General features: G+C 63.7%; 22 protein-coding genes. 11 read left to right on the forward strand and 11 right to left on the reverse strand.

Features of this window, described 5'->3' with window-relative positions; all coding sequences use genetic code 11:
- Nucleotides 1-58: 58 nt before the first annotated feature.
- The 4 genes from ABUA09_RS10705 to secA all read right to left on the reverse strand — a co-directional run bounded on the left by ABUA09_RS10705 (nt 59) and on the right by secA (nt 9,033).
- The gene (locus tag ABUA09_RS10705; protein ID WP_279203991.1) at nt 59-3,760 is read right to left on the reverse strand and encodes a phosphoribosylformylglycinamidine synthase; all 3,702 of its coding nucleotides are present in this window, start codon (nt 3,758-3,760) and stop codon (nt 59-61) included.
- A gap of 54 nt (nt 3,761-3,814) precedes the next feature.
- Nucleotides 3,815-5,362, reverse strand: a complete 1,548-nt coding sequence (locus ABUA09_RS10710) for an ABC transporter substrate-binding protein (protein WP_349949357.1) — start codon at nt 5,360-5,362, stop codon at nt 3,815-3,817.
- Between the two features lie 76 nt (nt 5,363-5,438).
- Entirely contained in the window at nt 5,439-6,251 is an 813-nt protein-coding gene (pgeF, locus tag ABUA09_RS10715) for a peptidoglycan editing factor PgeF (RefSeq protein ID WP_033119243.1), read from the reverse strand.
- Between the two features lie 22 nt (nt 6,252-6,273).
- A complete protein-coding gene (gene secA / locus ABUA09_RS10720) occupies nt 6,274-9,033 on the reverse strand; it encodes a preprotein translocase subunit SecA (RefSeq protein ID WP_279203997.1) in 2,760 nt (919 codons plus the stop codon).
- A gap of 215 nt (nt 9,034-9,248) precedes the next feature.
- Between secA and ABUA09_RS10725 the strand changes: the two genes are divergently transcribed.
- The 10 genes from ABUA09_RS10725 to ABUA09_RS10770 all read left to right on the forward strand — a co-directional run bounded on the left by ABUA09_RS10725 (nt 9,249) and on the right by ABUA09_RS10770 (nt 17,059).
- A complete protein-coding gene (locus ABUA09_RS10725; protein WP_143433319.1) occupies nt 9,249-10,091 on the forward strand; it encodes a DUF3298 domain-containing protein in 843 nt (280 codons plus the stop codon).
- A 32-nt stretch (nt 10,092-10,123) separates the two neighbouring features.
- On the forward strand, nt 10,124-11,470 hold the full coding sequence (rlmD, locus tag ABUA09_RS10730) for a 23S rRNA (uracil(1939)-C(5))-methyltransferase RlmD (RefSeq protein ID WP_033118431.1): 1,347 nt from the start codon (nt 10,124-10,126) through the stop codon (nt 11,468-11,470).
- 327 nt (nt 11,471-11,797) lie between these two features.
- Entirely contained in the window at nt 11,798-12,184 is a 387-nt protein-coding gene (locus ABUA09_RS10735; RefSeq protein WP_058116858.1) for a DUF3783 domain-containing protein, read from the forward strand.
- Nucleotides 12,185-12,187: 3 nt separating this feature from the next.
- Nucleotides 12,188-12,664 (forward strand): LURP-one-related/scramblase family protein, encoded by a 477-nt coding sequence (locus ABUA09_RS10740; protein WP_033118430.1) that lies wholly within the window; start codon nt 12,188-12,190, stop codon nt 12,662-12,664.
- Nucleotides 12,657-13,547: a DMT family transporter gene (locus ABUA09_RS10745; protein ID WP_195614734.1), complete on the forward strand. Its 891-nt coding sequence runs from the start codon at nt 12,657-12,659 to the stop codon at nt 13,545-13,547. The genes ABUA09_RS10740 and ABUA09_RS10745 overlap by 8 nt, the downstream gene beginning before the upstream one ends.
- A gap of 94 nt (nt 13,548-13,641) precedes the next feature.
- Nucleotides 13,642-14,412, forward strand: a complete 771-nt coding sequence (locus ABUA09_RS10750) for a threonine/serine exporter family protein (RefSeq protein ID WP_075704994.1) — start codon at nt 13,642-13,644, stop codon at nt 14,410-14,412.
- Nucleotides 14,413-14,868 (forward strand): threonine/serine exporter family protein, encoded by a 456-nt coding sequence (locus ABUA09_RS10755; RefSeq protein WP_033118427.1) that lies wholly within the window; start codon nt 14,413-14,415, stop codon nt 14,866-14,868. It abuts the gene before it with no gap.
- A 41-nt stretch (nt 14,869-14,909) separates the two neighbouring features.
- Nucleotides 14,910-15,638, forward strand: a complete 729-nt coding sequence (locus tag ABUA09_RS10760; protein WP_075704993.1) for a YjjG family noncanonical pyrimidine nucleotidase — start codon at nt 14,910-14,912, stop codon at nt 15,636-15,638.
- Nucleotides 15,635-16,579 carry a GDSL-type esterase/lipase family protein gene (locus tag ABUA09_RS10765; protein WP_033118426.1) on the forward strand — a complete coding sequence of 315 codons (945 nt, stop codon included), beginning with the start codon at nt 15,635-15,637 and terminating at the stop codon, nt 16,577-16,579. Before ABUA09_RS10760 ends, ABUA09_RS10765 begins: the two co-directional genes overlap by 4 nt.
- A gap of 12 nt (nt 16,580-16,591) precedes the next feature.
- Nucleotides 16,592-17,059, forward strand: coding sequence for a DUF4358 domain-containing protein (locus ABUA09_RS10770; protein ID WP_227151707.1), 468 nt, complete (start codon nt 16,592-16,594; stop codon nt 17,057-17,059).
- A 44-nt stretch (nt 17,060-17,103) separates the two neighbouring features.
- Here ABUA09_RS10770 and ABUA09_RS10775 read toward each other — a convergent pair whose 3' ends face one another.
- Nucleotides 17,104-17,577 (reverse strand): hypothetical protein, encoded by a 474-nt coding sequence (locus tag ABUA09_RS10775; RefSeq protein ID WP_207742802.1) that lies wholly within the window; start codon nt 17,575-17,577, stop codon nt 17,104-17,106.
- 170 nt (nt 17,578-17,747) lie between these two features.
- Here ABUA09_RS10775 and proS point away from each other — a divergent pair, with 170 nt between their 5' ends.
- A complete protein-coding gene (proS, locus tag ABUA09_RS10780; protein WP_033118425.1) occupies nt 17,748-19,184 on the forward strand; it encodes a proline--tRNA ligase in 1,437 nt (478 codons plus the stop codon).
- A gap of 145 nt (nt 19,185-19,329) precedes the next feature.
- Here the strand turns inward: proS and ABUA09_RS10785 are convergent, their stop codons facing one another.
- From ABUA09_RS10785 to ABUA09_RS10810, 6 genes are all read right to left on the reverse strand, one after another.
- Nucleotides 19,330-20,052 (reverse strand): amino acid ABC transporter ATP-binding protein, encoded by a 723-nt coding sequence (locus tag ABUA09_RS10785; RefSeq protein WP_058116853.1) that lies wholly within the window; start codon nt 20,050-20,052, stop codon nt 19,330-19,332.
- The gene (locus ABUA09_RS10790; protein ID WP_052082776.1) at nt 20,039-20,773 is read right to left on the reverse strand and encodes an amino acid ABC transporter permease; all 735 of its coding nucleotides are present in this window, start codon (nt 20,771-20,773) and stop codon (nt 20,039-20,041) included. The genes ABUA09_RS10785 and ABUA09_RS10790 overlap by 14 nt, the downstream gene beginning before the upstream one ends.
- A 79-nt stretch (nt 20,774-20,852) precedes the next feature.
- Nucleotides 20,853-21,716: a transporter substrate-binding domain-containing protein gene (locus tag ABUA09_RS10795; RefSeq protein WP_058116852.1), complete on the reverse strand. Its 864-nt coding sequence runs from the start codon at nt 21,714-21,716 to the stop codon at nt 20,853-20,855.
- A gap of 204 nt (nt 21,717-21,920) precedes the next feature.
- A complete protein-coding gene (locus ABUA09_RS10800; protein WP_195416737.1) occupies nt 21,921-23,726 on the reverse strand; it encodes a peptide ABC transporter substrate-binding protein in 1,806 nt (601 codons plus the stop codon).
- A gap of 251 nt (nt 23,727-23,977) precedes the next feature.
- The gene (locus tag ABUA09_RS10805) at nt 23,978-25,054 is read right to left on the reverse strand and encodes an ABC transporter ATP-binding protein (protein WP_033118421.1); all 1,077 of its coding nucleotides are present in this window, start codon (nt 25,052-25,054) and stop codon (nt 23,978-23,980) included.
- Entirely contained in the window at nt 25,047-26,141 is a 1,095-nt protein-coding gene (locus tag ABUA09_RS10810) for an ABC transporter ATP-binding protein (protein ID WP_081959924.1), read from the reverse strand. Before ABUA09_RS10810 ends, ABUA09_RS10805 begins: the two co-directional genes overlap by 8 nt.
- Between the last annotated feature and the right edge of the window lie 18 nt (nt 26,142-26,159).

A 26,159-nucleotide genomic window follows, 5' to 3' on the forward strand; every position in this document is an offset into this window, starting at 1 on the left:
CTCTTATTGCCCCAGCCCGCCGCCTGCCGGTGTTCTCCTCGCTGCCGGCTGCAGAACATCATTGGAAGTACGCCGCGCCGCTTTCGAAAATGGGCTGGTACTTGTCGCCGGGTATGTTTTTGGCAATGTAGGTCCCCCGCCGCTCGGAGTGGCCCATCTTGCCGAACACCCGCCCGTCCGGAGAGAAGATCCCCTCTATGGCCAGCACGGAGCCGTTGGGGTTGGCGGCAATGTCCATGGAGGGCGCCCCGCCCAAGTCCACATACTGCGTGGCCACCTGTCCCCGGGTGATCAGCTCCTCCAGCAGCGCCCCGGGGGCCACGAACTTGCCCTCTCCGTGGGAGACGGGGATGGCGTGGAGGTCGCCCACCTGAGAGCGGAGCATCCAGGGGGAATTCACCGAGGCCACCCGGGTGGTGACATACCGGCTCTGATGGCGGCCGATATCGTTGAAGGTCAGCGTGGCACAGTCCTCGTGCATAGGCCGGATCTCGCCGTAGGGCACCAGTCCCAGCTTGACCAGGGCCTGGAAGCCGTTGCAGATGCCCAGCATCAGGCCATCCCGGTTTTTGAGCAGGTCGTGGACCGCGTCGGTGAGGCGGGGATTGCGGAAGAAGGAGCAGATGAACTTGGCGGAGCCGTCGGGCTCGTCGCCGCCGGAGAAGCCGCCGGGCAGGACGATCATCTGGGCCCCCTGGATGGCCTGCTCCAGAGCCTGGGCGGACTGGGCCAGAAGACCGGCGCTCAGATTTTTCACCACCACGATCTCCGGCTCGATGCCCGCCCGAAGGCAGGCCGCAGCGGTGTCGTATTCGCAGTTGGTGCCGGGGAACACGGGGATCACGGCCTTGGGCCGGGCGGTCTTGTGGGCGCACACCGCCGGAGATCGCCCCTCCCAGGAAATGGCCTTCACGCCGCCGGAGGCGGGGGTGCGGGTGGGGTACACCCGCTCCAGCACCCCTTCGGCACACTGCAGCAGCTCCTCAATGGAGGCGGAGTCGTTCTTCAGGGTGACGATGGGCTCGTCAGAGGTATAGCCCAGCAGAAGGGCGCCGGGGATCTCCCTGCCGCATTCGGCCACAATGGCGCCGGGGGTGGGGTCCCAGAAGGGGTCGGACTCCAGGCGCGGGTCGACGAGGAAGCCGATCCGGTTGCCGAAGGACATCTTCATCACGGCCTCTGCCGCCCCGCCGGGTCCCACGGCCCAGGCGGCCTTTACGGTCCCGTCCAGGCACAGGCCGTGAAATTTCGCCCACAGGGCGCTCAGCGCCCCGTAGTCCCGGAAGTCCTCCGGCCGGAAGAGGTAGACCGGGCGCCCCGCCTCCTTGAACTCGGGGGAGAGCACATTGCCGGCCCGCTCCGGGGCGATGGCAAAGGAGATGAGGGTGGGGGGGACGTCCAGCCCCAGGAAAGAGCCGGACATGGAGTCCTTGCCGCCGATGGCGGCCACACCCAGGCCCAGTTGGGCGGACAGGGCGCCCAGCAGGGCGGAGAAGGGCTTGCCCCAGCGCACCGGATTGTCACGCAGCTTTTCAAAGTACTCCTGGAAGGAGAGGTAAGCCCCCTTGGCGTCGCAGCCCGCCGCCACCAGCCGGCACAGGGAGTCCACCACCGAGACAGAGGCCCCTGTGAAGGGATCGCTCTCCATCCACTTGGGCCGGAAGCCCCACGCCATTACCGAGCAGAGGTCCGTCTCCCGCCCGGGGCCCACCGGCAGCAGGGCGGCCATGGCCTGGGTGGGGGTGGTCTGGGTCCTTCCGCCAAAGGGCATCAGCACCGAGCCCGCGCCGATGGAGGCGTCGAACCGCTCTCCCAGCCCCCGCTGGAGGCCCAGATTCAGCTCGGCGGCCAGCCCCCGCAGATCCTGGGCGACGCCGGCCCCCGCCCGCTGCACGGGCGGCACGGTGACGGCGGTGTGCTTGTCCGCCCCGTTGGAGGAGAGGAAGGCCCGGGAGAGGTCTGCGATGACCTCCCCACCCCAACGCATCACCATACGGGGGCTCTGTGTGACCTCAGCCACCACATAGGCCTCCAGGTTTTCTGCGTTGGCGGCGGCGATGAACCGCTCCACGTCCCCGTCGGCCACCACCACGGCCATGCGCTCCTGGCTCTCGGAAATGGCCAGCTCCGTGCCGTCCAGGCCGTCGTATTTTTTGCGGACCTGGTCCAGGTCGATGGAGAGCCCATCGGCCAGCTCGCCGATGGCCACGGACACGCCGCCCGCCCCGAAGTCGTTGCAGCGCTTGATGAGCCGGGTCACCGCCGGGTCGCGGAACAGGCGCTGGATCTTCCGCTCCTCCGGGGCGTTGCCCTTCTGGACCTCGGAGGCCATGGTGTCCAGGCTCTTGAGGTCATGGCTCTTGGAGGAGCCGGTAGCACCGCCGATGCCGTCCCGCCCAGTGCGTCCGCCCAGCAGGATGACCTTGTCGCCGGGCGCGGGCGTCTCCCGGATGACGTTGGCCGCCGGGGCTGCGCCCACCACGGCCCCCACCTCCATGTGCTTGGCCACATAGCCGGGGTGGTAGATCTCGCTCACCATGCCGGTACACAGCCCGATCTGATTGCCGTAGGAGGAGTATCCCGCCGCCGCGGTGGTGCACAGCTTCCGCTGGGGCAGCTTGCCCTCCATGGTCTGGTCCAGCGGGGTGCGGGGGTCGCCGCAGCCGGTGACGCGCATGGCTTGGTACACATAGGACCGGCCGGACAGGGGGTCCCGGATGGCGCCGCCGATGCAGGTGGCCGCGCCGCCGAAGGGTTCGATCTCGGTGGGGTGGTTGTGGGTCTCGTTCTTGAACATGAGGAGCCAGTCCTCCTCCTGCCCATCCACCGTGGCGGTGACGTGGACGGAGCAGGCGTTGATCTCCTCGGACTCGTCCAGCCGCTGGAGCACGCCCCGCTTTTTGAGGACCTTGGTGGCGATGGTGGCCAGGTCCATCAGCGTCTGGGGCCGCCGAGCGGCCTTCTCCTCCCCATAGACCTCCACCCGGGCGGCCAGATACTGCCGGTAGGCCTCCTCCACCGCAGGCTCCAGGATCTCCACCTTGTCGATGTGGGTGGAGAAGGTGGTGTGGCGGCAGTGATCGGACCAATAGGTGTCCACCAGGCGCAGCTCGGTGAGGGTGGGCTCCCGTTGCTCTTCCGCCCGCATATAGCGCTGAAAGAACTTCAGGTCGTTGACGTCCATGGCCAGGCCGTACGCCTGGAGCATATGCTCCAACCCGTCGTCATCCAGGTCCCGGAAGCCCGCCAGCACCTTCACCCTGCCCGGAGCGGGATAGTGCTGGGAGAGGGTCCGGGGCTTGTCCAGCGCCGCCTCCCTGGCTTCCACAGGGTTGATGAGGTACTTCTTCACCTTTGCAAGGTCGGCGTCGTCCACCTGGCCCTGGAGGATATAGACGGTGGCCGTGGCGCAAAAGGGCCGCTCCCCGCCGGTCTGAAGCTGGATGCACTGGCTGGCGGAGTCCGCCCGCTGGTCGTACTGTCCGGGCAGGGCCTCCACCGCCACCAGGCGGCAGGGCGCCCCCGTCATGTCGGGCAGCTCCTCTTCATACACGGCGTCCACCTGGGGCTCGGAAAAGACCGTGGCCGCCGCCTGGGCGTAGACCTGGGGGCTCACGCCCTCCACATCGTAGCGGTTGAGGATGCGCACCCCCGTGAGGCTGGAGATCCCCAGCTCCTCGGTAAGCTCCCGGCACAGGGCCCGGGCCGCGCCGTCAAAACCCGGCCGTTTCTCTACGTAACAGCGAAATACCTTCTCCATGTCTCATTCTCCCTCGTCTGTTTCTTCGCGCCTGTATCGGTCGCGGCGGAGCGCTCAGCTCCCCAGGGTCCAGTTTTCAATGCCGGAAAAGGGGTTGTTCTGGGTGGGGGAGAGGCCGCTGACGGCCCCCCACTGGGTCAATACGGATTGGTTCTTGAAACAGAGCACCGTGAACGGGACCTCCCGCTCCAGGCCCTCCCAGAGGGACCGGGCGGCGGACTCCCGTTCCGCGCCGGAGGCGCGCTGGTAGGCGGCCAGCAGCGCACCGATCTCCCCGCTCTGGAAGGCCCCGAAGTTCAGGCTTCCCCCCGCCTTCGTCAGCAGCCCGGGGTCAAAGTCGGCGGAGAGGGCGGTGGCGCCCAGATAAAGGTCAAATTTCCCGGCGGAGAGCGCCTTCTGGTAGTCGGCCCAGGAGAGCTTCTGCAGGTCCACCGTGATCCCTGACCGGGTGAGCTCCTCGGCCAGATATTCAGCCACGGCCAAGCGGAAGGTATTGTCCGTGTTCACCAGAAAGGTGAGCGCCAGCGTCCGCCGCCCCCTGCCCCACAGGCCATCGCCGTCCTTCTCATAGCCAGCCTGGGTCAGCAGCTCCGAGAGCGTCTGCGGCGAGTAGCTCCGGCGCTGCGCCAGCGTCTCATCGTAAAGGGGGCTGTCGGGCGGCACAGGCAGTGCCGCCGCCTGGGCGTGCCGGGAGAGGAGCGCCACGGCGGCGGTGGTCCGGTCAAAACCCCGGTCCAGGGCCCGGCGGAGCGCGGCGTCGGCGCAGGGCCCGGAGGAGGCGTTGTAGCCGATGAACAGCATGGTGGAGGTGGGGTAGTCCCATACCTCAGAGTCCCCGGCAAAGCCCAGGGCATTGGTGCCGGTGAGATCGGCCGTCACCAGGGAGACATCCCCGGTGTCGAAGGCATAGATAAGGTCATCCGCCTCCCTGATGCTCCGCAAGGGGATGGCGTCTACGGGCAGGGACTTGTTCTGCCACCAGCCGGACCGGGTGGCCAGCCGGGGGGCTTCTCCCCCCTCCAGCACATAGGGTCCGGTCCCCAGAGGGGCGTCCCCATCGCCCTTGACGATGGGGATATCCAGCAGGGCGGGCAGCGCCCCATTGGGGGCGCTCAGGACCACGGTGACCGCCCCCTCCTCCGCGGCAACGCTTCGGACGCCGGAGAGCCGGCCCGCAAAGCGGGACTGTGCGCTCCGGGCCAGGTTGAGAGAGGTGGCGGCCTCTTCGGCGGTGAGGGGAGTCCCGTCGGAAAACGTGACACCGCTGCGGAGCTGGAAGCTCCAGGTGAGACCGTCCTCGCTGACGCTGTAGCTCTGACAGAGCACCGGCTGGGGCGTGAAGGTCCGGTCCAGCGCAAAAAGCCCCTCCCAGATGAGGCCCCCCAGGGTCAGATTCACTTTATCGGTGCTGAGAAGGGGGTGGAGGCTGCCCTCCGACATGGGCAGGGCGAACTCCAGCGGGGCCGTCATCTCCGCCGACGGCGCGGGGGTGGGCGTGGGGGCGGGCAGCGTCTCCTCCACGCCGCACCCGCCCAGCCCCAGCAGGAGGGCCGCTGCCAGTATCCCGATCAAACTCAAATGGAGGGGGTGTTTTCGCTTCATGGCTCGCCTCCCGGCAAAAGCAGGATAGGAAAGAGCGAAAAGCGGCACATACCATTCCCCTTTTCGCTCTTTTTTCTTATTTCAGCAGCTCGATCACAGCCGCCTGGCTTCCCCGGACGCCGTTTGTGACCCGGTGAGACCAGTATTTTTCAGGGTGGCAGGCGGTGCAGTCTCCGGACACGGCGATGTGCTCCGGGAGCAGCCCAGCCCGCTCCAGGCGCATGGCGTTGATCCCCTTCAGGTCCACCTTGAACTTTCCGTTCTCAATGGGATCGATATAGGGTGTGGCGCACACGCCCAGCGCCGACGTCATGGCGTTGGGCACGTCCTCGTGGGTCTCGAAACAGCATCTGGAGATTCCCGGTCCGATGGCAGCCAGAATATCCTCCGGACGGGAGCCGTAGAATGCCATTTTCTCCACAGCCCGCTCCACGATGCCCGCGGCGGTCCCCCGCCAGCCGGCATGGGCCGCGGCCGCCACCCGGCGCACCGGGTCGTAAAACAGGACGGGCAGGCAGTCCGCCCCAAACACCACCAGACTGACGCCGGGGATGTCCGTCACCAGACCATCCACCTCATAGGGCTCCACATCGTAGAGATCCCTTTTGACGTCGGCACAGGTGACGGGGCGGACCAGATCGCTGTGGATCTGATTGGACATGGCGATGCTGTCCGCATCTGCTCCGATGGCGGCGAAAAAGCGCCGGTAATTTTCCCGGACATGTCCGGGCTCGTCTCCCCGGGTGGTGCCCAGGTCCATGCTCTCATAAATGCCTGTGCTCACGCCGCCCAGGCGGGTGGAAAACCCGTGGGCCACGCCGCCGGCGGCCTCAAAGCCGTCGGCGGACAGAAACGTAACGCCGTTTCGGGTCCGGTCAATGATCTTCATATTGCCCTCGCTTGCTCTCTTGTCACTGCAGATCGGGGTGGTACTCCTTACAGGTGCACTTCTTCCACTTCAGTCCGCTGCCGCAGGGGCAGGGGTCGTTGCGGCCGATCTTCTCGCCCTTATGGACCACCGGCTGCTGCTTCACCGTGCCATCGCCGCCGGAGGTACCGGTGACCTTGGCCACCCGCTTGCGCTCCACGGTCTGGGCGTTGGTCTGCACCCGCACGATGAACACGCGGCGCACCGTCTCCTCCTGAATGGCCGCGATCATCTCCTCGAACATGGCGTAGCCCTCGCGCTTGTACTCCACCACCGGATCGTTCTGGCCGTAAGCCCGCAGGCCGATGCCCTGGCGCAGCTCGGTCATGTTGTCCAGATGCTCCATCCAGTACTCGTCCACCACCCGGAGCATCATGACCCGCTCCAGCTCGCGCATCAGGGGCGCGCCCAGGGCCTGCTCCTTCTTCTGGTAGATGTCGAAGGCCCGCGTCTCCACCATCTCGCACAGCTCCTCGGCGGTGTACTTCTGGAGCTCCTCGTCGGTAAGCTTGAGTTCCTCGGAGGTCAGGAACACCCCGCGGAAGGGGGCCATGGCTTCCCGGAAGGACTCCGCGTCCATGTGCTTCTGTTCGCTCATACGGCCGTGGATGGTGTTCTGGATCGTGGTGCGGATCATGTTCTCCACGCTGGCCTTCATGTCTTCGCCGTCCAGCACCTGCCGGCGCTGTTTGTAGATGACCTCGCGCTGGGTATTCATCACGTCGTCGTACTCCAGCACGTTCTTGCGCTGCTGGAAGTTCTTGGACTCCACCTGCTTCTGGGCGGACTCGATGGCATTGGTGAGCATCTTCTGCTCGATGGGCGTATCCTCATCCACGCCCAGCTTCTCCATCATGCCCATGACCCGCTCGGAGCCGAACAGGCGCATGATATCGTCCTCCAGGGACAGGTAGAACCGGGTCTCGCCGGGGTCTCCCTGCCGACCGGCGCGGCCCCGGAGCTGGTTGTCGATGCGGCGGGACTCGTGCCGCTCGGTGCCCAGGATAAAGAGGCCGCCCGCCGCCCGGACCTTGTCCGCCTCCGGCTTGATGGCCGCCTTGTACTTGGCCTCCGCTTCGGAGAAGAGTTTTCGGGCATTGAGGATCTCTTCATTCTCCGTCTCCGCAAAGCCGGTGGCCTCGGCGATGAGTTCGTCGGAGAGGCCCGCCTTGCGCAGGTCGTTCTTGGCCAGGAACTCGGCGTTGCCTCCCAGCATGATGTCGGTACCGCGCCCGGCCATGTTGGTGGCCACGGTGACCGCGCCGTACTTGCCGGCCTGCGCCACGATCTCGGCCTCTTTCTCATGGTTCTTGGCGTTCAGGACATTGTGCTGGATGCCCTTCTTTTTGAGCATGCCGGAGAGCAGCTCGGACTTCTCGATGGAGATGGTGCCCACCAGAACGGGCTGGCCCTTGGCGTGGCACTCCTCGATCTGCTGGATGATGGCCCGGTACTTGCCCGCCTCGTTCTTATAGACCACGTCGTGGTGATCCACTCGGGCCAGGGGCTTATTGGTGGGGATCTCCACCACATCCAGGCTGTAAGTGCCGTTGAACTCGTCTTCCTCGGTCATGGCCGTACCGGTCATGCCCGAGAGCTTGTCGTAAAGGCGGAAGTAATTCTGGAAGGTGATGGTGGCCAGCGTCTTGGACTCCCGTGCCACGGTCACATGTTCCTTGGCCTCGATGGCCTGATGCAGGCCCTCGGAGTAGCGCCGCCCAAACATCAGCCGCCCGGTGAACTCGTCTACGATGATGACCTCGCCGTCCTTCACCACATAGTCGATGTCCCGCTTCATGAGGCCCCGTGCCCGGATGGCCTGGTTGATGTGATGGGAGAGGGTGGTGTTCTCCGGGTCGGCCAGGTTCTCCAGATGAAAGGCCTGCTCGGCCTTGCGGATGCCGTTGGCGGTAAGGGTGACGGTGCGGGCCTTCTCATCCACGATATAGTCGGCCGTCTCGTTGGGGTCCTCCTCCTCCTTTTCGTCCACGGAGGCCACGGTCCTGCATGTGAGCCTGGAGACAAAATTGTCCACGATGGTGTAGAGCTGCGTGGACTCGTCGCCCTGGCCGGAGATGATGAGGGGGGTACGGGCCTCATCGATGAGGATGGAGTCCACCTCGTCCACGATGGCAAAGGAATGGCCCCGCTGTACCATCTCCTGCTTGTAGATGGCCATGTTGTCCCGGAGGTAATCGAAACCGAATTCATTGTTGGTGCCGTATGTGATATCGGCCTCATAGGCGCGGTGCTTGTCCGGGCCCTGCACGCCGTGGATCACCAGGCCCACGGAGAGGCCCATAAAACGATAGACCTTGCCCATCCACTCGCTGTCGCGCTTGGCCAGATAGTCGTTGACGGTAACGATGTGGACCCCTTCGCCGGTCAGGGCGTTCAGATAGGCCGGAAGGGTGGCCACCAGGGTCTTGCCTTCGCCGGTCTTCATCTCGGCGATGCGGCCCTGATGGAGGATGATGCCGCCGATGAGCTGCACCCGGTAGGGCTTCATGCCCAGCACCCGCCAGGCCGCCTCCCGGCAGGCGGCAAACGCCTCGGGCAGCAGGGCGTCCAGGTTCTCGCCGTTCTGATAGCGCTGCTTGAACTCCGGCGTCTTGGCCTGGAGCTGCTCGTCCGTCAGGGCGGCGTATTCCGGCTCCAGCGCCTCGATTTTATTCACGATGGGGGAGATCGCCTTCAATTCCTTCTCCGAGGTGGTCCCGAAGAGCTTTTTGAGCAAACCCATATCTTATCGTACACCTTTCCATATGGAATCAGCCTAGTATACCATATTAAGCAAAAAGAAAAAAGACAAAATTGTAAACAAAAAAGCCCTGACCGCCTTCCGCCCCCTTGGGCTTCGGGCCCGCTTCCCGCACAGATTTCCGGTTTACGGCGGCGGCGCGGAATGATACAATAGGAGGCGTAAGCTCCACCCGTCCGCAGAAAGGATATAGGAACATGAACATAAGATCTGCAAGACTGTTTCCGCTTATGCTGGCCCTCGTGCTGGCGCTGTCCGCCTGTACGTCCGGGGACCCGTCCAATACCCGGACGCCCGCCGCCTCGTCCACGACTCCGGCCTCACCCACGCCCTCGTCCTCCGGCGCGCCGGAGGACGCCGCTCCGTCCTCCCCCTCGCCCACCCCCCAGGTCCTCACCTGGAGCGAGCAGACCTTCCAGCGGGATTACACCGCGGAGGACGGCACACTGGTCATGTCGGTTAAATATGTCTTTCCCGATGTGGAAAACGCCGACCAGAACCCCGCCTGGTCCGAAATCAGCAGCTACTATGCCGCCGAGGGGGCGGCCTATATGGCCACTGCCGGCGAGCTGGCGGGCTACGCCGCCGACGACTACGCCGTTACCAAGGCCACCGGCGGGGAGTTTCTCCCCTTCGGCGAGGAGTCCGGCTACCGCTTCTCCCTGGAGACCGAGGACCTGGTGAGCGTGGTGCGCAGCTATTACGCCAACTCCGTCACCGGGGCGGCCCACCCGGCCAACTACCAGTTCTCCGAGCAGTTTGACCTCGCCACCGGAGAAAGGCTGACGCTGAGCAGCTTCTTTACCGATCCGGAGGCCGCCCGGACCCGCATCCTGGAGACCCTCTCCGGAAAGGATGCCCTCTCCGGCTACAGCGCCGACACACTCTCCTCGGAATTCAAGGACGAGTATTTTTACCTTACGGAGGACGGCTTTGTCTTTTACTTCCAGCCCGACACCGTGGCCCCTTATGCCGCCGGTCTTTTGGAGTTCTCCATCCCCTACTCCGAGTTGGAGGACCTTCTGAGCCCCACGCTGTAAATCCCATTCCACAAAAGAGAGGTAGTTTCCCTATGCCGAAGAAAAATGATATCGTCCGCCTGACCATCGAACGCTGCGGTCTGGCGGGCGAGGGGATCTCCCACCTGGACGGACAGGTGGTCTTTGTCTCCGGCGGCATTCCCGGCGAGGTCTGCGACGTGCAGCTTCTCAAGGTGGGCAAAACCGCCATCTGGGGCCGGGTCCACGCTCTGGTGGATGGCTCTCCGGCGCGCGTGGCCGCCGACTGCCCCTATTACCCCAAGTGCGGCGGCTGCCAGTTCCGCCACATGCGCTACTCCGCCGAGCTGGAGGCCAAACGCCGGCGGGTGGAGGACGCGCTCCGGCGCATCGGAGGCGTAGACCTCCCGGTTTCCGAAATATTGGGCGCGGAAAATACGCTCCGCTACCGGAACAAGGTCCAGCTTCCCGTGGCCCCAGGCCCCAGGATCGGCTTCTTCCGTGCCCGGAGCCACGACGTGGTCAACGTGGAGGACTGCCTGCTCCAGCCGGAGACCGCTTCCGCCCTCCGCCGGGCCGTTCTGGCCTGGATGCTGGAGTGGGGTGTGCCCGCCTATGAGGAAGAAACCCATACCGGCCTGCTCCGTCACCTCTATCTCCGCTTCTCCCGGACGCAGGTCCTGTGCTGCCTGGTGGTCAACAGCGCCAAACCCCTCCCCGGGGAGGAGGCGCTGGTCTCGGCCCTCCGCGCCGCCGCGCCGGGGCTGGCCGGCGTGGCGGTATCGGTCAATCAGGAGCGGACCAATGTGGTGCTGGGGCGGGAGCTGCGGTCCCTCTGGGGCCATCCCTGGCTGGACGACACCCTCTGCGGCCTCACCTTCCGCATCTCGGTCCCCTCCTTCTACCAGGTGAATCGGGACCAGGCAGAGGTCCTCTATGAACAGGCCCTGGCGTTTGCCGGACTCACCGGGCACGAGCTGGTACTGGACCTCTACTGCGGTATCGGCACCATCTCTCTGGTCATGGCCCGGCGCGCGGGCAAGGTCATCGGTGCGGAGATCGTTCCCTCCGCCGTCACCGACGCCAAGGCCAACGCCGCCCGGAACGGCATCACCAATGCGGATTTTCTTTGCGGCGACGCGGGCACGGCGGCCCAGCACCTGGCCATGCAGGGGCTCCGCCCCGACGTGATCTGTGTGGACCCGCCCCGCAAAGGCCTCTCCGCCGAAGTCTGCGACGCCATCGCCGATATGGCCCCCGCCCGGGTGGTCTATGTCTCCTGTGACCCGGCGACCCTGGCCCGGGACGTCCGCCGTCTGCATGAGTCGGGCTACCGCCCGGAAAAGGCCGTGGCCGTGGACATGTTTCCCCGGACCGCCCACGTGGAGACGGTGGTGCTGCTGCAAAGAGAAGCCGGGTAGGGCGTCTCGAAATCCAGGTGCTCCTCCCATCGTGCAGCATTTGCCGCCGTGGGAGAACAGCTCCGCAACAAACAGAGATAAAATTGGAACGAAGGCCCCTCCCATGAAAAGATTTGAATACAAAGTCATTCCCATTGCGACCTCTTTGGCGATGCGCACAAAGCAGTTTGAAAAATAGCGCAGGAGTTTGAAGTGTCTTTGAATCAATTGGGGGCCGAGGGCTGGGAGCTTGTCCAGCGGATCGACGGCTACTTTTTCTTCAAGCGCGAGCTCTCTTAGTCCCGATTGATCCCGGAGCTGATTTGTATTTTACAGGGAGGTATTTCTATGGAACTGGTTCTCTATTATCATCCCCTTCCTCTGGCCGATCCATCCCGGCTTCGTTCTATCCTGGCAGCCCATGGAGCGGAGCTGCGGGTGGTGTCTCACCCGCAGCTCTGCCGGCCGCTGGGTGAGCTGGCCGGACTCTCCGGGCTGTCTGTCCCCCCCTCGGCGAGGGAGTATCCCCGTCCGGCGGAGCCGGTCATGGTCTTCTGCGGCTTTTCCCGGGAGCGATTGGATACGGTGCTGGACGCTTTCAAGGCGTGCGGAGCCCCCGCCGCCCTAAAAGCAGTCCTCACCGCCACCAATCAGAGCTGGAGCCTGTCCCGCCTGGCGGATGAGCTCCAGGCAGAGCGTGCGGAGATCGCCCGCTCCCTTCAAGGGGGGAAGTGAGCCATGCGTCTCCTCTTCAAACAGCGCTTTCTCTCCTGGTTTGACAGCTATGACATCTACGACGAGGGCGGGAACACCGTCTTCACCGTGGAGGGCAAGCTCTCTTGGGGCCACCGGCTGGAGATCCACGACGCCCAGGGCGCCTATTTGGGCCGCGTCCAGGAGGAGGTGCTCACCCTCCTGCCCCGTTTTGCCCTCTATGTGGGGGAAAACTATCTGGGCCAGATCAAAAAGGAGTTCACCTTCTTTAAGCCCGTCTTTACCCTGGACTGCAATGACTGGGTGGTAAACGGCGACTGGCTGGAGTGGGACTACTCCGTCACCGACGGGGCCGGTGTGGAAATCATGCGCTGCTCCAAAGAACTTTTTCACTGGACGGACGTCTATACTTTGGATATACCGGAGCCCCGGAATGCTCTGCTGTCCCTCATGATCGTCCTGGCCATCGACGCCGCCAAGTGCTCCTCCGGAAATGGCTGACCCCGGCTCGAAAAGGGGGATGGTCTTCTCCGCCGCCTCCGCCGTGCTCTTCGGCGTCACACCCGCGGTGGCCAGCCGGATCTATTCCATGGGCGGCAATGCCGTTACCCTCACCTTTTATCGGAACCTGATGGCGGTGCCGGTGCTGTTGGCGCTTCTGGGGCTGGAGGGGGTTTCCCTGCGCCTCACTCGGCGGGAGGCGGGCTTGCTCCTGCTGATGGGAGCGGGCTTTCGGGTCACCACCACCCTTATGCTCTACCAGTCCTATCTATATATCCCCACCGGTATGGCGACCACCCTCCATTTTCTCTATCCGGCCCTTACCGCCCTGCTGTGCCGTGCGCGCTTCCGGGAGCGCCTGGGTCCATGGAAGCTGTTCGCTCTGGGTCTCTCCGGGCTGGGCGCCCTCTGCCTTTTGGAGCTGGGCGCCGGAACAGATCCAAGGGGAGTCCTCCTGGCCTCCTCCTCAGCTTTGACCTACGCATGCTATCTCATCGGCCTTGACAAAACGGCGCTGCGGGATATGCACCCGCACAAGGCGGCATGCTATATGGGGCTTCTCAATGCCGCAGCCATGCTGGCGGTGAGCCTTCCCACCCACCAGCTCCGGCTCGCGCTGCCTCCAGCCGCCCTGGGTCTCTCCTTTCTGCTGGCCGTCTCCACCTCCTTTCTGGCCGTGTCCCTGCTCCAGTGGGGCATTCGCCTCCTGGGCGCCAGCTCGGCAGCCCTCTTCTCCATGCTTGAGCCTATCACCAGCGTAGCGGTGGGCTGCCTGGCCCTCGCCGAATCGGTCTCCCGCCGTTCCCTGCTGGGCTGCGCCCTCATTCTGGCGGGCGTTGCCCTCACCGCCCTGGCCGGCCAACGGCAGGCCGTGGAAAAATGACCGCTTTTCAGGTCCTTCCCGCTTGCATCCACGGGACAAATGAGATATCCTATTGAATTGCACCGAAACAGCCCACTTGGAGAGGAGGGCGCTCTTGGATTACGACAAGCTGCTGACCCTGAGCGGTGAGCTGGGCTATCACCTGCTCCTGAGCGGGGCTGAGATCTACCGGGTGGAGGAGTCGGTCCGCTACCTGCTGCAGGCCTATGGCGCGGGTCCCGGGGAGGTCTTTGCCATTCCCAACTGTATCATCGTGGGTATTTCCTCACCGGGGCAGAAGCCCCTCACCCGGATGCGCCGGGTGGGCCCTCACGGCACCAACGTGCGCAAGATCGAGGCGCTCAACGCGCTGTGCCGCTGCCTTTGCGCCGAGACCCCGGATCTGGACCAGGCCTGGGAGGCGCTCCAGACCGCCGCGGCGGACCAGACGTATTTTTCCACCCCCCAGCAGCTCTCGGCCTATTTTCTCGGCACCGCCGCCTTCTGTCTCTTTTTTGGCGGGACCCTGGCCGATGCTGCGGCCAGCGGCCTCTGCGGCGTGGCCATCGGCATTTCGCTCATCTTTATGAGCCGGCTGGGCACCAACCTTTTTTTCAAAACCATTGCCGGCGGATTTGTCAGCGCCCTGGCGGCAGTGGTCCTGGTGGCGCTGGGACTGGGAACCCACACCAACCTCATCATCATCGGCGCCATTATGGCCCTGGCCCCCGGTGTGGTCATCACCAATTTTATGCGTGACATCATGGCGGGGGATATGCTCTCCGGCCTCTCCAAGTTTGCCGAGGCGCTGCTCACCGGCGCGGGCATCGCGCTGGGCACCGGACTGGCGCTGAGCCTTGCCCGCATGCTGGGAGGTGCCGCCTGAATGCCGTTTCTGGATTGGTTCCTCCCCTGTTTCTACGCCTTTGCCGCCTGTCTGGGCTTCTGCGTTCCCTTTAACATCCGGGGCCTGGGCGCGGTCATCTGCTCTCTGGGCGGCGGTCTCGCGTGGCTGGTCTATCTGATCGCCGGCCCCCTCACGGGCTATCACGACCTGATGCAGTATTTCTGGGCCGCCGTCTTTCTCTCGGCCTATTCCGAGGGGATGGCCCGGGTCCGCAAGTGCCCCGTCACCGGCTATATGCTGGTGGCCTTTCTCCCCCTGGTCCCCGGCGCCGGCATCTACAACATGATGGAGTACGCCCTCAACGGCGACACCGAGCGTTTCCTCAGCACAGGAATGCATACGCTGAGCATTGCGGGCGCCTTGGCGGTGGGGGTGCTGGTGGTCTCCTCCCTGATGCGCATGTACACCGCCCTGCGCCGCAGGCGGAGGATATAGCGCTTGTATGTCGGACGCAATTCTTTTCTCAGGAGGTCGCTATGCCCCGCTATGACATCGTCTTTTTAGATGCCGACAACACACTCTTCGACTTCGACGCCGCCGAGCACGCCGCTCTGCGGCTGGTCCTGGAGGAGCGCGGCTACCCCGCCACGCCGGAAACCGAAGCGCTGTACCTGGGCTTCAACCGGGACCTCTGGTCCGCCTTTGACCGCGGCGAGGTCACTCAGGAATTTCTGCTGGTGGAGCGCTTTCGCCTGCTCACCCGGGCCCTGGGCGGTACGGACGATCCGGCTGCCTTCAACCGGGACTACCTGTCCCACATGGCGGCTTGCAGCCGTCTCCTGCCTGGGGCCGAAGCGCTGTGCCGGGACCTGGTCCGGGGCGGGTGCCGGCTGGCGCTGGCCACCAACGGGGTGGCCCGGGTCCAGCACACCCGGCTGGCGGCTTCCCCGCTCTCTCCCTGGCTGGAGGGGGTATACATCTCGGAGGAACTGGGCGCGCAGAAGCCCCAGAGGGCCTTTTTTGACCGCGCCTTTGCCGGGATGGGGGTGCGGGACAAGTCCCGCGCCGTCATGGTGGGGGACGGCCTCCAGTCCGACATCAAGGGCGGCATTGCCGCCGGGATCGACACCATCTGGTACAATCCCGGCGGTCTGCCCCCCGCGCCGGACGCGTTTCCCACCTATACCGCCGCCGACTACGGCGACGTCCGCCGCCTGATCCTGGGCGGATCGAGACAGACGAGAGAGGAGCACCTGAACCCATGACAGAGCAGAAGGACGGAAAGCGCGTCCTGGAGAAAAACGACAATGGGACCCTGGGCCACCGCAGACGGCTGCTGCTGGCCGCGGTGTTCCTGTGCGCCGGGGTGCTGGGTGCCCTCTCCCTGGGGGCCCTGGCCCAGCAGCCCGGTCCGTCCGCTGCGGTCTCCGCCCCGACGGACGCCGTGCTCCCGCCTTCCACAGCGTCCGCCATCCCCTCCGCAGCGCCGGAGCCCACTCCTGTGCCGGCCCCGGCGCTGGATTTCTCCCTCCCCGCCCCGGAGACCGGCGCGGTGGAGGACGACTGGTTTTCCGACGCCGTCTTTCTCGGGGATTCCCGCTCCGACGGTCTTCGGCTCTACAGCGGCATCCGCGGCGCGGACTTTCTGGCCTATAAGTCCCTCATGGTCTTTCAGGTCACCGGCACCGGCGGCGTGGACGCCAAGGCCATTCCCAAGAACGGGGTGGGCGACAAAAAAACGGCGCTGGCATGGCTGGAGGAAAAACAGTACGGCAAGGTCTATGTCATGTTCGGCATCAATGAGCTGGGCTACGGCGACGACCAGGCTTTCCAGGATGCCTTCGCCCTTCTGATCGACGAGATCCGCGTCCGGCAACCGGAGGCTGTGATCTACATACAGTCCCTGATCCCGGTGGAGCCGGAAAAGGCCCACCAGATGAACCCGGCCGTCTGGCTCAACAATGAAAATGTGGCCAACTACAATGAGATCCTCCGCCGAGTCTGTGCGGACAAGCGCGCCGTCTACGTAGACGTCCAGTCCGTGATGGCGGATGACAGCGGCACACTCCCCGCCGAGGGCACCACCGACGGCATCCACTTCACCCGGAGTTGGTACGAAAAGTGGTATGGATACCTCAAAACCCACACCGTGGACCCGGAGGCCTATCGGGCCGGCCAGGGGCAGGCGGAGGGGACGGAAGCATAAGGAGTATCTATGATGAAAAAACTGTTTTCTCTCTGCGTGGCACTGGCGTTCACCCTGATCCTGGCCGCCTGTTCTGGCGGCGGGGCGCCCGCCGGGGCATACGACCCCGATGCCACCGCCCAGGCCCTGCTGGACTCCGGCGCCTTTTCCGAGGCCCTGGAGGCGCTGGACGCCGATCTGATCTCCAGCCTCTATGGCCTGGAGTCCCAGCCGGAAGCGGCTGCGGTCTATACCTCCACCGGTGCCACCGCGGAGGAGATCGCCGTGCTGGTCTTTTCCACTCAGGAGGAGGCTGACGACGCCCGTAAGGCCCTGGAAGCCCGGGTATCCGACCAGAAGGACGCCTGCGAGGGGTACCTCCCCGCTGAGCTTCCCAAGCTGGAGCAGGCCATTGTGAAGGAATCCGGCAGCTCCGTTCTGCTTGTGGTGGCCAACGACAGCCAAGCGGCCCAGGCCGCCCTGGACGGCCTGGCGCAATAGACATGCAGAGAGGGAGGAGCTTGGCGCTCCTCCCTCTCTGCACGCTATTCCAGCCTCTCCGGCGGTACATCCATCAGAAGCAGCGCCCCCACGGCGCACAGCCAGGGCAGGGGGGAGCGCCCCGGCGGAAAGGGGAGCACCAGCTCCTGCCGCTCCACCACGGCGCCGGATACGGTGACGATGTCCCGCTGAATCGCCACACAGATCTGATCCCCCTCCAGGCTGGAGAGGGTCAGCGTATCCCGTGCCGAGGTCCCATAGCTCACGGCCCTCTCTGTCCGCAGGGCCCGTGCAAGGGGCCCCGCGGCACCGCTCAGGAGCACGGTCCCGGCGTGGATCTGTCCGGCCCCCGCCCATCCTACCGCCTCCGGTGAGATCACCAGCAGGTCCAGCTCCCCTGAAAAGTCCGCCGGATGGGCCCCCGCCTCCAGGACGGGCGGTTCCGCCCCCGCCGCCCGCAGACCTTCCAGTATGACCTCCCGCAGGCCCTCGTTCCGCTCCCAGATCCCGATACGCATCTCCCGCACCCCCTTACAGGGACAGTTTGCGGCTTTTGATGCAAAATATACGGGTCGGCGGGCGGCCGTTTGATCCCAGGAGGAGGAAGATCGGCCCCCATACTTGACTTTTCACCCGTTTCCTCATACAATAAGCGGTGAATTTGATTCGTAAAGGATTGAGATAGACTATGGCAGACAAGAAGCAGGTGGAGCAGATCACGGATATGGAGGTGGACTTCGCCAAATGGTACACCGACGTGTGCACCAAGGCCGAGCTCATCGACTACTCCAGCATCAAGGGCATGTTCATCTACCGCCCCTATGGCTATGCCATCTGGGAAAACATCCAGCGCCTCATGGATGCGGAGTTCAAAAAAACCGGCCACGAAAACGTGTATCTGCCCATGCTCATCCCCGAGTCCCTCTTGCAGAAAGAGAAAGACCATGTGGAGGGCTTTGCCCCGGAGTGCGCCTGGGTCACCCACGGCGGCAGCGAAAAGCTGGAGGAGCGCTACTGCATCCGCCCCACTTCCGAGACGCTCTTCTGTGAGCACTATAAGAACATCATTCACTCCCATCGCGACCTGCCCAAGCTCTACAACCAGTGGTGCAGCGTGCTCCGCTGGGAAAAGACCTCCCGCCCCTTCCTGCGCCACCGGGAATTTCTCTGGCAGGAAGGCCACACTATGCATGCCACTGAAGCCGAAGCCCGGGAGGAGACCCAGCGGATGCTGGGCGTCTATGCCGACTTTATGGAGAACGTGCTGGCCATGCCCGTGGTCAGGGGCCGGAAGACTGAAAAGGAGAAGTTCAACGGCGCGGAGGAGACCTACACGGTGGAGTGCATGATGCACGACCGCAAGGCCCTCCAGGCGGGCACCAGCCACTACTTTGGTGACGGCTTTGCCCGCGCCTTCGACATCACCTTCACCGGCAAAGACAACCAGCTCCACTATCCCCACCAGACCTCCTGGGGCGTCAGCACCCGCATGATCGGCGGCATCATCATGACCCACGGCGACAACAACGGTCTGGTGCTGCCCCCCCGCATCGCCCCCATCCAGGCGGTGGTCATTCCTGTGGCCCAGCACAAGCCCGGCGTACTAGACCATGCCGCCACCCTTCTGGCGCGCCTTCAGGCCGCCGGTATCCGCGCCAGGATGGACGACTCCGAGCAGTCCATGGGCTGGAAGGCCGCCGAGTACGAGATGAAAGGCGTGCCCCTCCGGGTGGAGATCGGCCCCAAGGATATCGAGAAGGACCAGTGCGTCATCGCTCGCCGGGACAGCGGCGAAAAGGTCTTCGTCCCTCTCGGCCAGTTGGAGGACAAAGTCCGGGAGCTGCTGGACGCCGTCCACGACGGGCTCTACGCCCGGGCCAAGCGGAACCTGGAGGAGAACACCTATGCCTGCGCCTCCCTGGAAGAGGTCAAGGAGAAGATGGCCCAGCGCGGCGGCTTTGCCAAGACCATGTGGTGCGGCGATCTGGAGTGCGAGCTGCGCATGAAGGAGGAGGCCGGGGTCTCCTCCCGGTGCATCCCCTTCGAGCAGGAACACCTGGGAGACACCTGCGCCATCTGTGGCAAGCCCGCCAAGCATATGATCTACTGGGGCGTGGCGTATTAAACCGGATGGAACCGTCAAAAAGCGCGGAGGCGATCGCCTCCGCGCTTTCCGTTTGCCGAAAAATCTCCCGCCCCACCGAAAGAAGGTACGCGTCAGGCGGGGGATCTCGAGGGGCGGCTCCCGCCTCGAATGGGGCTGGCTCGCCTTACAGCACCTTGGACAGGAAGTCGATGGTCCGCTGCTCTTTGGGGCCGGCAAAGAAGGCATGGGGTTCGTTTTCCTCCACGATCTTCCCACCGTCCATGAAGATGACCCGGGAACCCACCTCCCGGGCAAAGCCCATCTCATGGGTGACCACCACCATGGTCATGCCCTCCCGGGCCAGCTCCTTCATCACATCCAGCACCTCGCCCACCATCTCGGGGTCCAGGGCGGAGGTGGGCTCGTCAAAAAGCATCAGCTTGGGCTTCATCGCCAAGGCCCGGACGATGGCGATGCGCTGCTTCTGTCCGCCGGAGAGCTGCGCGGGGTAGGAATCGGCCTTTTCGGTAAGGCCCACCCGCTCCAGGAGCTTGGCGGCCTCGGCGTCTGCCTCCTCCTGCTTCATGAGCCCCGTGCGCACCGGTGCCAGGGTGATGTTCCGGCGGATGGTCATGTTGGGAAAGAGGTTGAAGTGCTGGAAGACCATACCCATCTGCCGCCGGATGGCGTCAATGTCCACCCTGGGGTCGGTGATGACGACGCCGTCGAAGGTGATTGTGCCGGCGGTAGGCTGCTCCAGCAGGTTCAGACACCGCAAGAAGGTGGACTTTCCGGAGCCGGAAGGGCCGATGACCACCACTTTCTCCCCCGGGGAGATGTGCTGGTCGATGTTGTCCAGCACCAGATGGTTGCCGAAGGATTTTGAAAGCCCTTTAACGTCGATCACTTTGACGCAGCCTCCTTTCCAGCTTGCTCTGGAGCCAGGTCAGGACAATCACCACCACCAGATACATCACCGCAATGCCAATCAGGGGTGGCATATAGTCGAAGGTCCTGCCGCCGATAGTGCTGGCGTAGTAGAGCAGCTCTGTACCGCCGATGGCCTGCACCAGAGAGGTGTCTTTAAACAGCGTGATAAACTCGTTGCCCAGGGAGGGCAGGATGTTCTTGAACGCCTGGGGGACCACGATGAAGCGCATGGTGTCCAGGTAGTTCATCCCCAGGGAGCGGCTGGCCTCGGACTGGCCAATGTCCACGCTCATCAAGCCTCCCCGGACGATCTCCGCTACATAGGCCCCCGAGTTGACCCCCAGTCCGATGAAGCCGATCAGGACTTTATTCCGGACCGAGGGGAAGATGACGAAGGTCCAGATGAACAGCTGGACCAGCATGGGGGTGCCCCGGATGACGGTGGTGTAAATCTGACAGATCCCATTTAAAAGCCCCAGCAGGGGATTTTTCCGCCGGTCCACCCGCTGCTGATCATGGGCTGTGCGGATCACGGCCACGATCAGCCCCAGGACCAAGCCGAAGCACAGGGCGACCACGGTCATCTCCAGGGTCAAGCCCAACCCTTTCAGGTAGAGCTTCCAGCGGTCCCCCTCCACAAACGCCGTGTAGACCCGTGGGCCGATCCTGTCCAGCCAGTCTATCGCCCCTTGGAACATAGGCCCCTCTCCTTTCTGTGTCTGGTGCAGGGAAAAGGGCGGCCTTTGAAGGCCGCCCTTTTCCTTACTGAAATGGCTGTTACTCGGCGGTGATGTACTTGTCCACGATGGTCTGGAAGGTGCCGTCCGCCTTCAACTCGTCCATGGCGGCGTTGACGGCCTCCAGCAGCCCGGTGTTGCCCTTCTGGAGCGCGATGGCATAGTCCTCCACGGCAAACTCCGTGTCCAGGATCTTCAGGCTGGGGTTGGCGGCCACGTAGGCCTTGGCGGGTTCGTTATCGATGACTACGGCATCCACTTGACCGTTCACCAGAGCCTGAACGGCCACAGCGCCCGTTTCATAGGCGGTGACATGGTCCTCGCCATAGCCGCCGTTCTCCGGGGTGTCGGAGCAGTAGATGTAGCCGGTGGTGGCCTTCTGGCAGCCGATCATATCAGCGTTGGCCAGATCGTCCACTGTCTCAATGGGAGAGTCCTCCTTGACGATGACCACCTGGATACCGGTAGCGTAGGACTCAGAAAAGTCCATGACCTCCTGGCGCTCCTCGGTGACGGTGATACCCGCCATGGCGATGTCGCTCTGGCCGGTCTGGACGGCGGTGAGGGCGGCGTCAAAGCCCATATCATCCACCACCAGCTCCAGGCCCAGCTTCTCGGCGATGGCGCCGGCCACCTCCACGTCGATGCCCTCGAAGCCGCCGGCATCGGTGGTCATTTCATAGGGAGGAAAGGCGGCGTTGGTGGACATGTGGAGCTTGCCCTCCTCCACGGTGGTGAATCCGGCAGGGGCGGTGGTATCCGCGGGCGCGGCGGTATCAGTAGGCGCTGTGGTGTCGGCCGGTGCAGGGGTGGCGGCGCTGTTCCCACCGGAGCAGGCGGTCAGCAGGCTGAGGCTCAGCACGGCGGCGAGGCCGAGGCAGAGCATGTTCTTCTGATGTTTCATTCCATTTCTCTCCTCTTTGACCATTTGGTCTTTTGTGCGTATGATTATACATCTGATTCTTAAAAAATGCAAGCCTTTTTCCGGCTCTTCCCGGTTTTTATGCACATTATATAGGATATAAATGAATGACCTCCCGCACTGGTCAGATTCCATAAAAGAAAGGGCCGCACCGTGCAGGTGCGGCCCTTTCCTCATTTCTGCTAATCAGCCTTTGGTGCAGTTATCAAAGAAGAAGTAGCCCAGGGGCGTATAATACATGCCGTTGATGTCGGAGTTGAGCATATACTTCTGGGTGTAGAAGTAGATGGGACCCAGAGCCCAGTCCTGACCTATAATGATATCCTCGGCGCGGTGCATGGCGTCCATGCGGACCTGCGCGTCGGAGCTGGCCTTGGCCTCGGCAATAGCGGCGTCATAGTCGGCGCTGGAATACTGGGCGTCGTTGTTGCCGCCGCCGGTGAGCCACATATCCAGGAAGGAGATGGGGTCGTTGTAGTCGGCGATCCAGCCGTTGCGGGCGATCTGATACTGGCCCTGCTTACGGGTCTCCAGGAACACGGACCAGTCCTGGTTCTCCAGCTTCACGGTGACGCCCAGGGCGGTCTGCCACTGGCTCTGGAGGGCCTCGCCGATGGCCTTGTGGTTGTCGGAGGTGTTGTAGAGATAGGTGACGGTGGGGAAACCCTCGCCGTTGGGATACCCGGCGTCGGCCAGGAGCTGACGGGCCTCCTCACAGTTCTTCTCATACTGCTCGGAGGTGGTGGGGGCGGTCCAGTAGTCGCCGCCCACGGCGCGGAAGTCGGGATCACCGGTCACATCGCCCACGCCGGAGGGCACAAAGCCGGTGGCCGGGACCTGGCCGGTCTGGGTCACGTTGTCCACGATATACTGGCTGTCGATGGCCAGGGTAAAGGCCTTGCGCACACGCCAGTCGTCAAAGGGGGCGGCGGTGACGTTGTAGCAGACATAGTAGGTGCCGATATAGGGCACGATGTTCAGCTTTCCGTCGTTGAGGAGGGTGGGGATCTCATCCACGGGCACGTCCTCAGTGAAGTCCAGCTCGCCGGAGTTGAAGGCGGACAGCATGGCGTTGGCGTCGTCCATCAGCATGAAGGTGAGGGTGTCGGGGCCCTTGTCGGCGGAATAGCCGTAGTACTCGGTGTTCTTCTCCATGACGATGCGGGCATTGTGCTGCCAATCGGTCATCTTATAGACGCCGTTGCCGATATAGGTGGACACGTCATGGGTCCAGCCGTCGGGATTGGCGGAGACGATGTCCTCGCGGACGGGCAGGGTGGCGGGGAAGGCGCAGACCTCCAGGAAGTAGGGACAGTCATAGGTCAGCTCGACCACAAAGGTCTTGTCGTCGGGAGCGGAGACGCCCAGCGTGGTGGGATCGGCGTGATCCATGATCTCGACCTGCTCCTCCTCGCCGGTGTCCGCGTTGACCTTGGTCTCGAACTGGCCGGTGGGAGTGCCGGTGTTGACCAGATCATAGCCCTTGACCATATCGATCATGTAGCAGTAGTCGGCGGCGGTGGCGGGGGTGGCCAAGCGCTGCCAGGCATATACAAAGTCGCCGGCGGTGACGGGCTGGCCGTCGGACCACTTGATGCCGTCGCGGAGATGGAAGGTATAGGTAACGGTGCCGTCGTCATTGACCACCTTGTCATAGGTCTCGGCCTGGCCGGGGACCAACTCGGCCAGGTTGGCGCCCTGAGCGCCCTCCACGGCCTCGCCGCTGTCGGACCATTTCATCAGGCCCTCGAACACATGCTGGGTCATGATGGCGCCGTCCACGGCGGAATTCAGCGCGGGGTCGATGGTCTGAGGCTCGGAAGCGATGCAGACGCTCATGTTGAAGCCGGCGCTGGGGGCGGAAGTATCCCCAGGAGCAGTGGTGTCGCCGGGAGCAGGGGTGGTGGCGTTACCGCCGCCGCCGCAGCCGGCCAGCAGCCCGAGAGACATCACGCCGGCCAGAGACAGAGCAAGAAGCTTTTTGCCGTTCATTTCATTACCTCCTGAAATATTTTGTATCATCTGTGTCCCGCACGCGGGACCGGATACCAACAGACATTATGTCCCCAAGTCGGGGACATAAAACGGCGCATGCGCCGTTCCCGGTTGGAAGAAAAAGTATCCTCCGCTGTATGCTGCATTATACCATCCCTGTGGTATATTTGTAAAGCAAATGTTTCAAAAGTGTTAAATATCTGAATTCGCCCTGCCGCCGGGAGCGTTTTGCGGAGGGCCCGGAATACTCAGGCCCCGCTCTTTTCCAGCAGGTGACAGGCCGCCCAGTGGCCGGGTGCGTATTCCTTGAACGCCGGGGCCTTTTGTTTGCACGCCTCAGTGGCATAGGGGCAGCGGGTGTGGAACCGGCAGCCCGTGGGGGGATTGATGGGGGAGGGGATATCCCCTTCCAGCACGATGCGCTGGCGGGTGCGGCTCACCTCCGGATCGGGCACCGGTACAGCGGAGAGCAGCGTCTTGGTATAGGGGTGGAGCGGGTGCTTATTGAGCTCATAGCTCTCGGCCAGTTCCACCATGGTGCCCAGGTACATCACGCCGATGCGGCGGGAGATGTGCCGCACCACCGAGAGGTCGTGGGCAATGAAGAGATACGTGAGGCCCAGCTCCTGCTGCATGTCCTCCAGCATGTTGACCACCTGGGACTGGATGGACACGTCCAGCGCGGAGATCGGCTCGTCGCAGACAATAAATTCCGGCTTCACGGCCAGGGCGCGGGCAATGCCCACACGCTGCTGCTGGCCGCCGGAAAACTCGTGGGGGTAGCGGTTGGCATGCTCGGTGTTGAGGCCCACGCGGCCCAGCAGCTCCTTGATCCGGTCGGTTCGCTCCGCCTTGGAGGCGCAGAGCTTGTGGATGTCGATGGCCTCTCCGATGATCTCTCCCACGGTCATGCGGGGGTCCAGAGAGGCGGAGGGGTCCTGAAAGATGATCTGCATTTTCCGGCGGTAAGGCAGCATATCCACCGCCTTCTCCCTGGGCACCCTTTTGCGGATGAGCTCGGTCTTCTCCACCGTCGCGCCGTCCTGACCCCTGACGGTGACCGTCTTTGCCTCAAAGGGATATTCATGCTGATAGATGGGCTCCCCCCGGTACAGGATGGTGCCGGAGGTGGGCTCATGGAGGCGGAGGATGGTGCGCCCCAGGGTGGTCTTGCCGCAGCCGGACTCGCCCACCAGCCCCAGGGTCTCCCCCTCGTGGATGGCAAAGGACACGTCCTCCACCGCCTGTACGCCGGGGCCCTTCTGGCCCTTGATGGGGAAATACTTGGTCAGGTGGTCCACCTGGACGAGGATATTCTCATTCATGGCTCTCCACCTCCCCGGTTCCGGTCTTTTCCCGCTCCAACTGGTCCTGTACCCGCAGCCAGCAGGCCGAGCGGTGGTCTTTGCCGATCTCCACATAGGGCGGCATCTTCTTGAGGCAGATCTTCATGGCGTGCTCACACCGGGGGGCGAAGGGGCAGCCCTCGGGCGGATTGAGCATGTCCACCGGCGTTCCCTCGATGGGGATGAGCCGCTCATGGCTCTCGGCGTCCACCCGGGGCATGGAGCGCAGCAGCCCCACGGTGTAGGGGTGAGAGGGGTTATAGAAGATATCGTCCACAGGTCCCTGTTCCACCATCTTACCGGCGTACATGACGCAGACCTTGTCGCAGATCTCGGCCACCACACCCAGATTGTGGGTAATAAAGATGATGCCCATATGCGTCTTTTTCTGGAGGTCCTTCATGAGCTCCAGGATCTGGGCCTGGATGGTCACATCCAGGGCGGTGGTGGGCTCGTCCGCGATGAGCAGCTTGGGGTGACAGATGAGGCCCATGGCGATCATGACGCGCTGGCGCATGCCGCCGGAGAACTCGTGGGGATACTGCTTCATCCGTTTCTCCACATTGTTGATGCCCACCAGCTCCAGCATCTCCATGGCGCGTTTGGCGGCGTCCTCCTTGGAGATGGACTTGTCGTGGGCCTTCAGGGCCTCAATGAGCTGGTTGCCCACCGTGTAGACGGGGTTGAGGCAAGTCATGGGGTTCTGGAAAATCATGGCCACCTTGTTTCCCCGGAAGTCGGTCATCTGATCCTTGGTAAAGGCCAGCACGTCCTCGCCCTCAAAGGTAATGGACCCGCCGATGACCTTGCCGGGGGACTGCAAAAGCCCGATGACCGAATAGGCCTCCACGCTCTTGCCGGAGCCGGACTCGCCCACGATGCCCATGACCTCGCCGTAGTTGACGCTGTAAGAAATGCCGCCCACTGCCTTGACCTCACCGGCTGGGGTGAAGAAGGAGACGTGGAGGTCCTTCACTTCCAGCAGCTTTCCACCCGCGTCGTCGGCGGCGTGCGTCTCGGTGTGGAGCCGCTCGTCGTGCTGCTTTACGGTTTCATTCTGTGTCATATGCTGTCTCCTCCTTTC

This window comes from Intestinimonas sp. RTP31139st1_F5_RTP31139_211217, assembly GCF_040226735.1.
In the GTDB taxonomy this organism is placed as follows: Bacteria; Bacillota; Clostridia; order Oscillospirales; family Oscillospiraceae; genus Intestinimonas; species Intestinimonas butyriciproducens.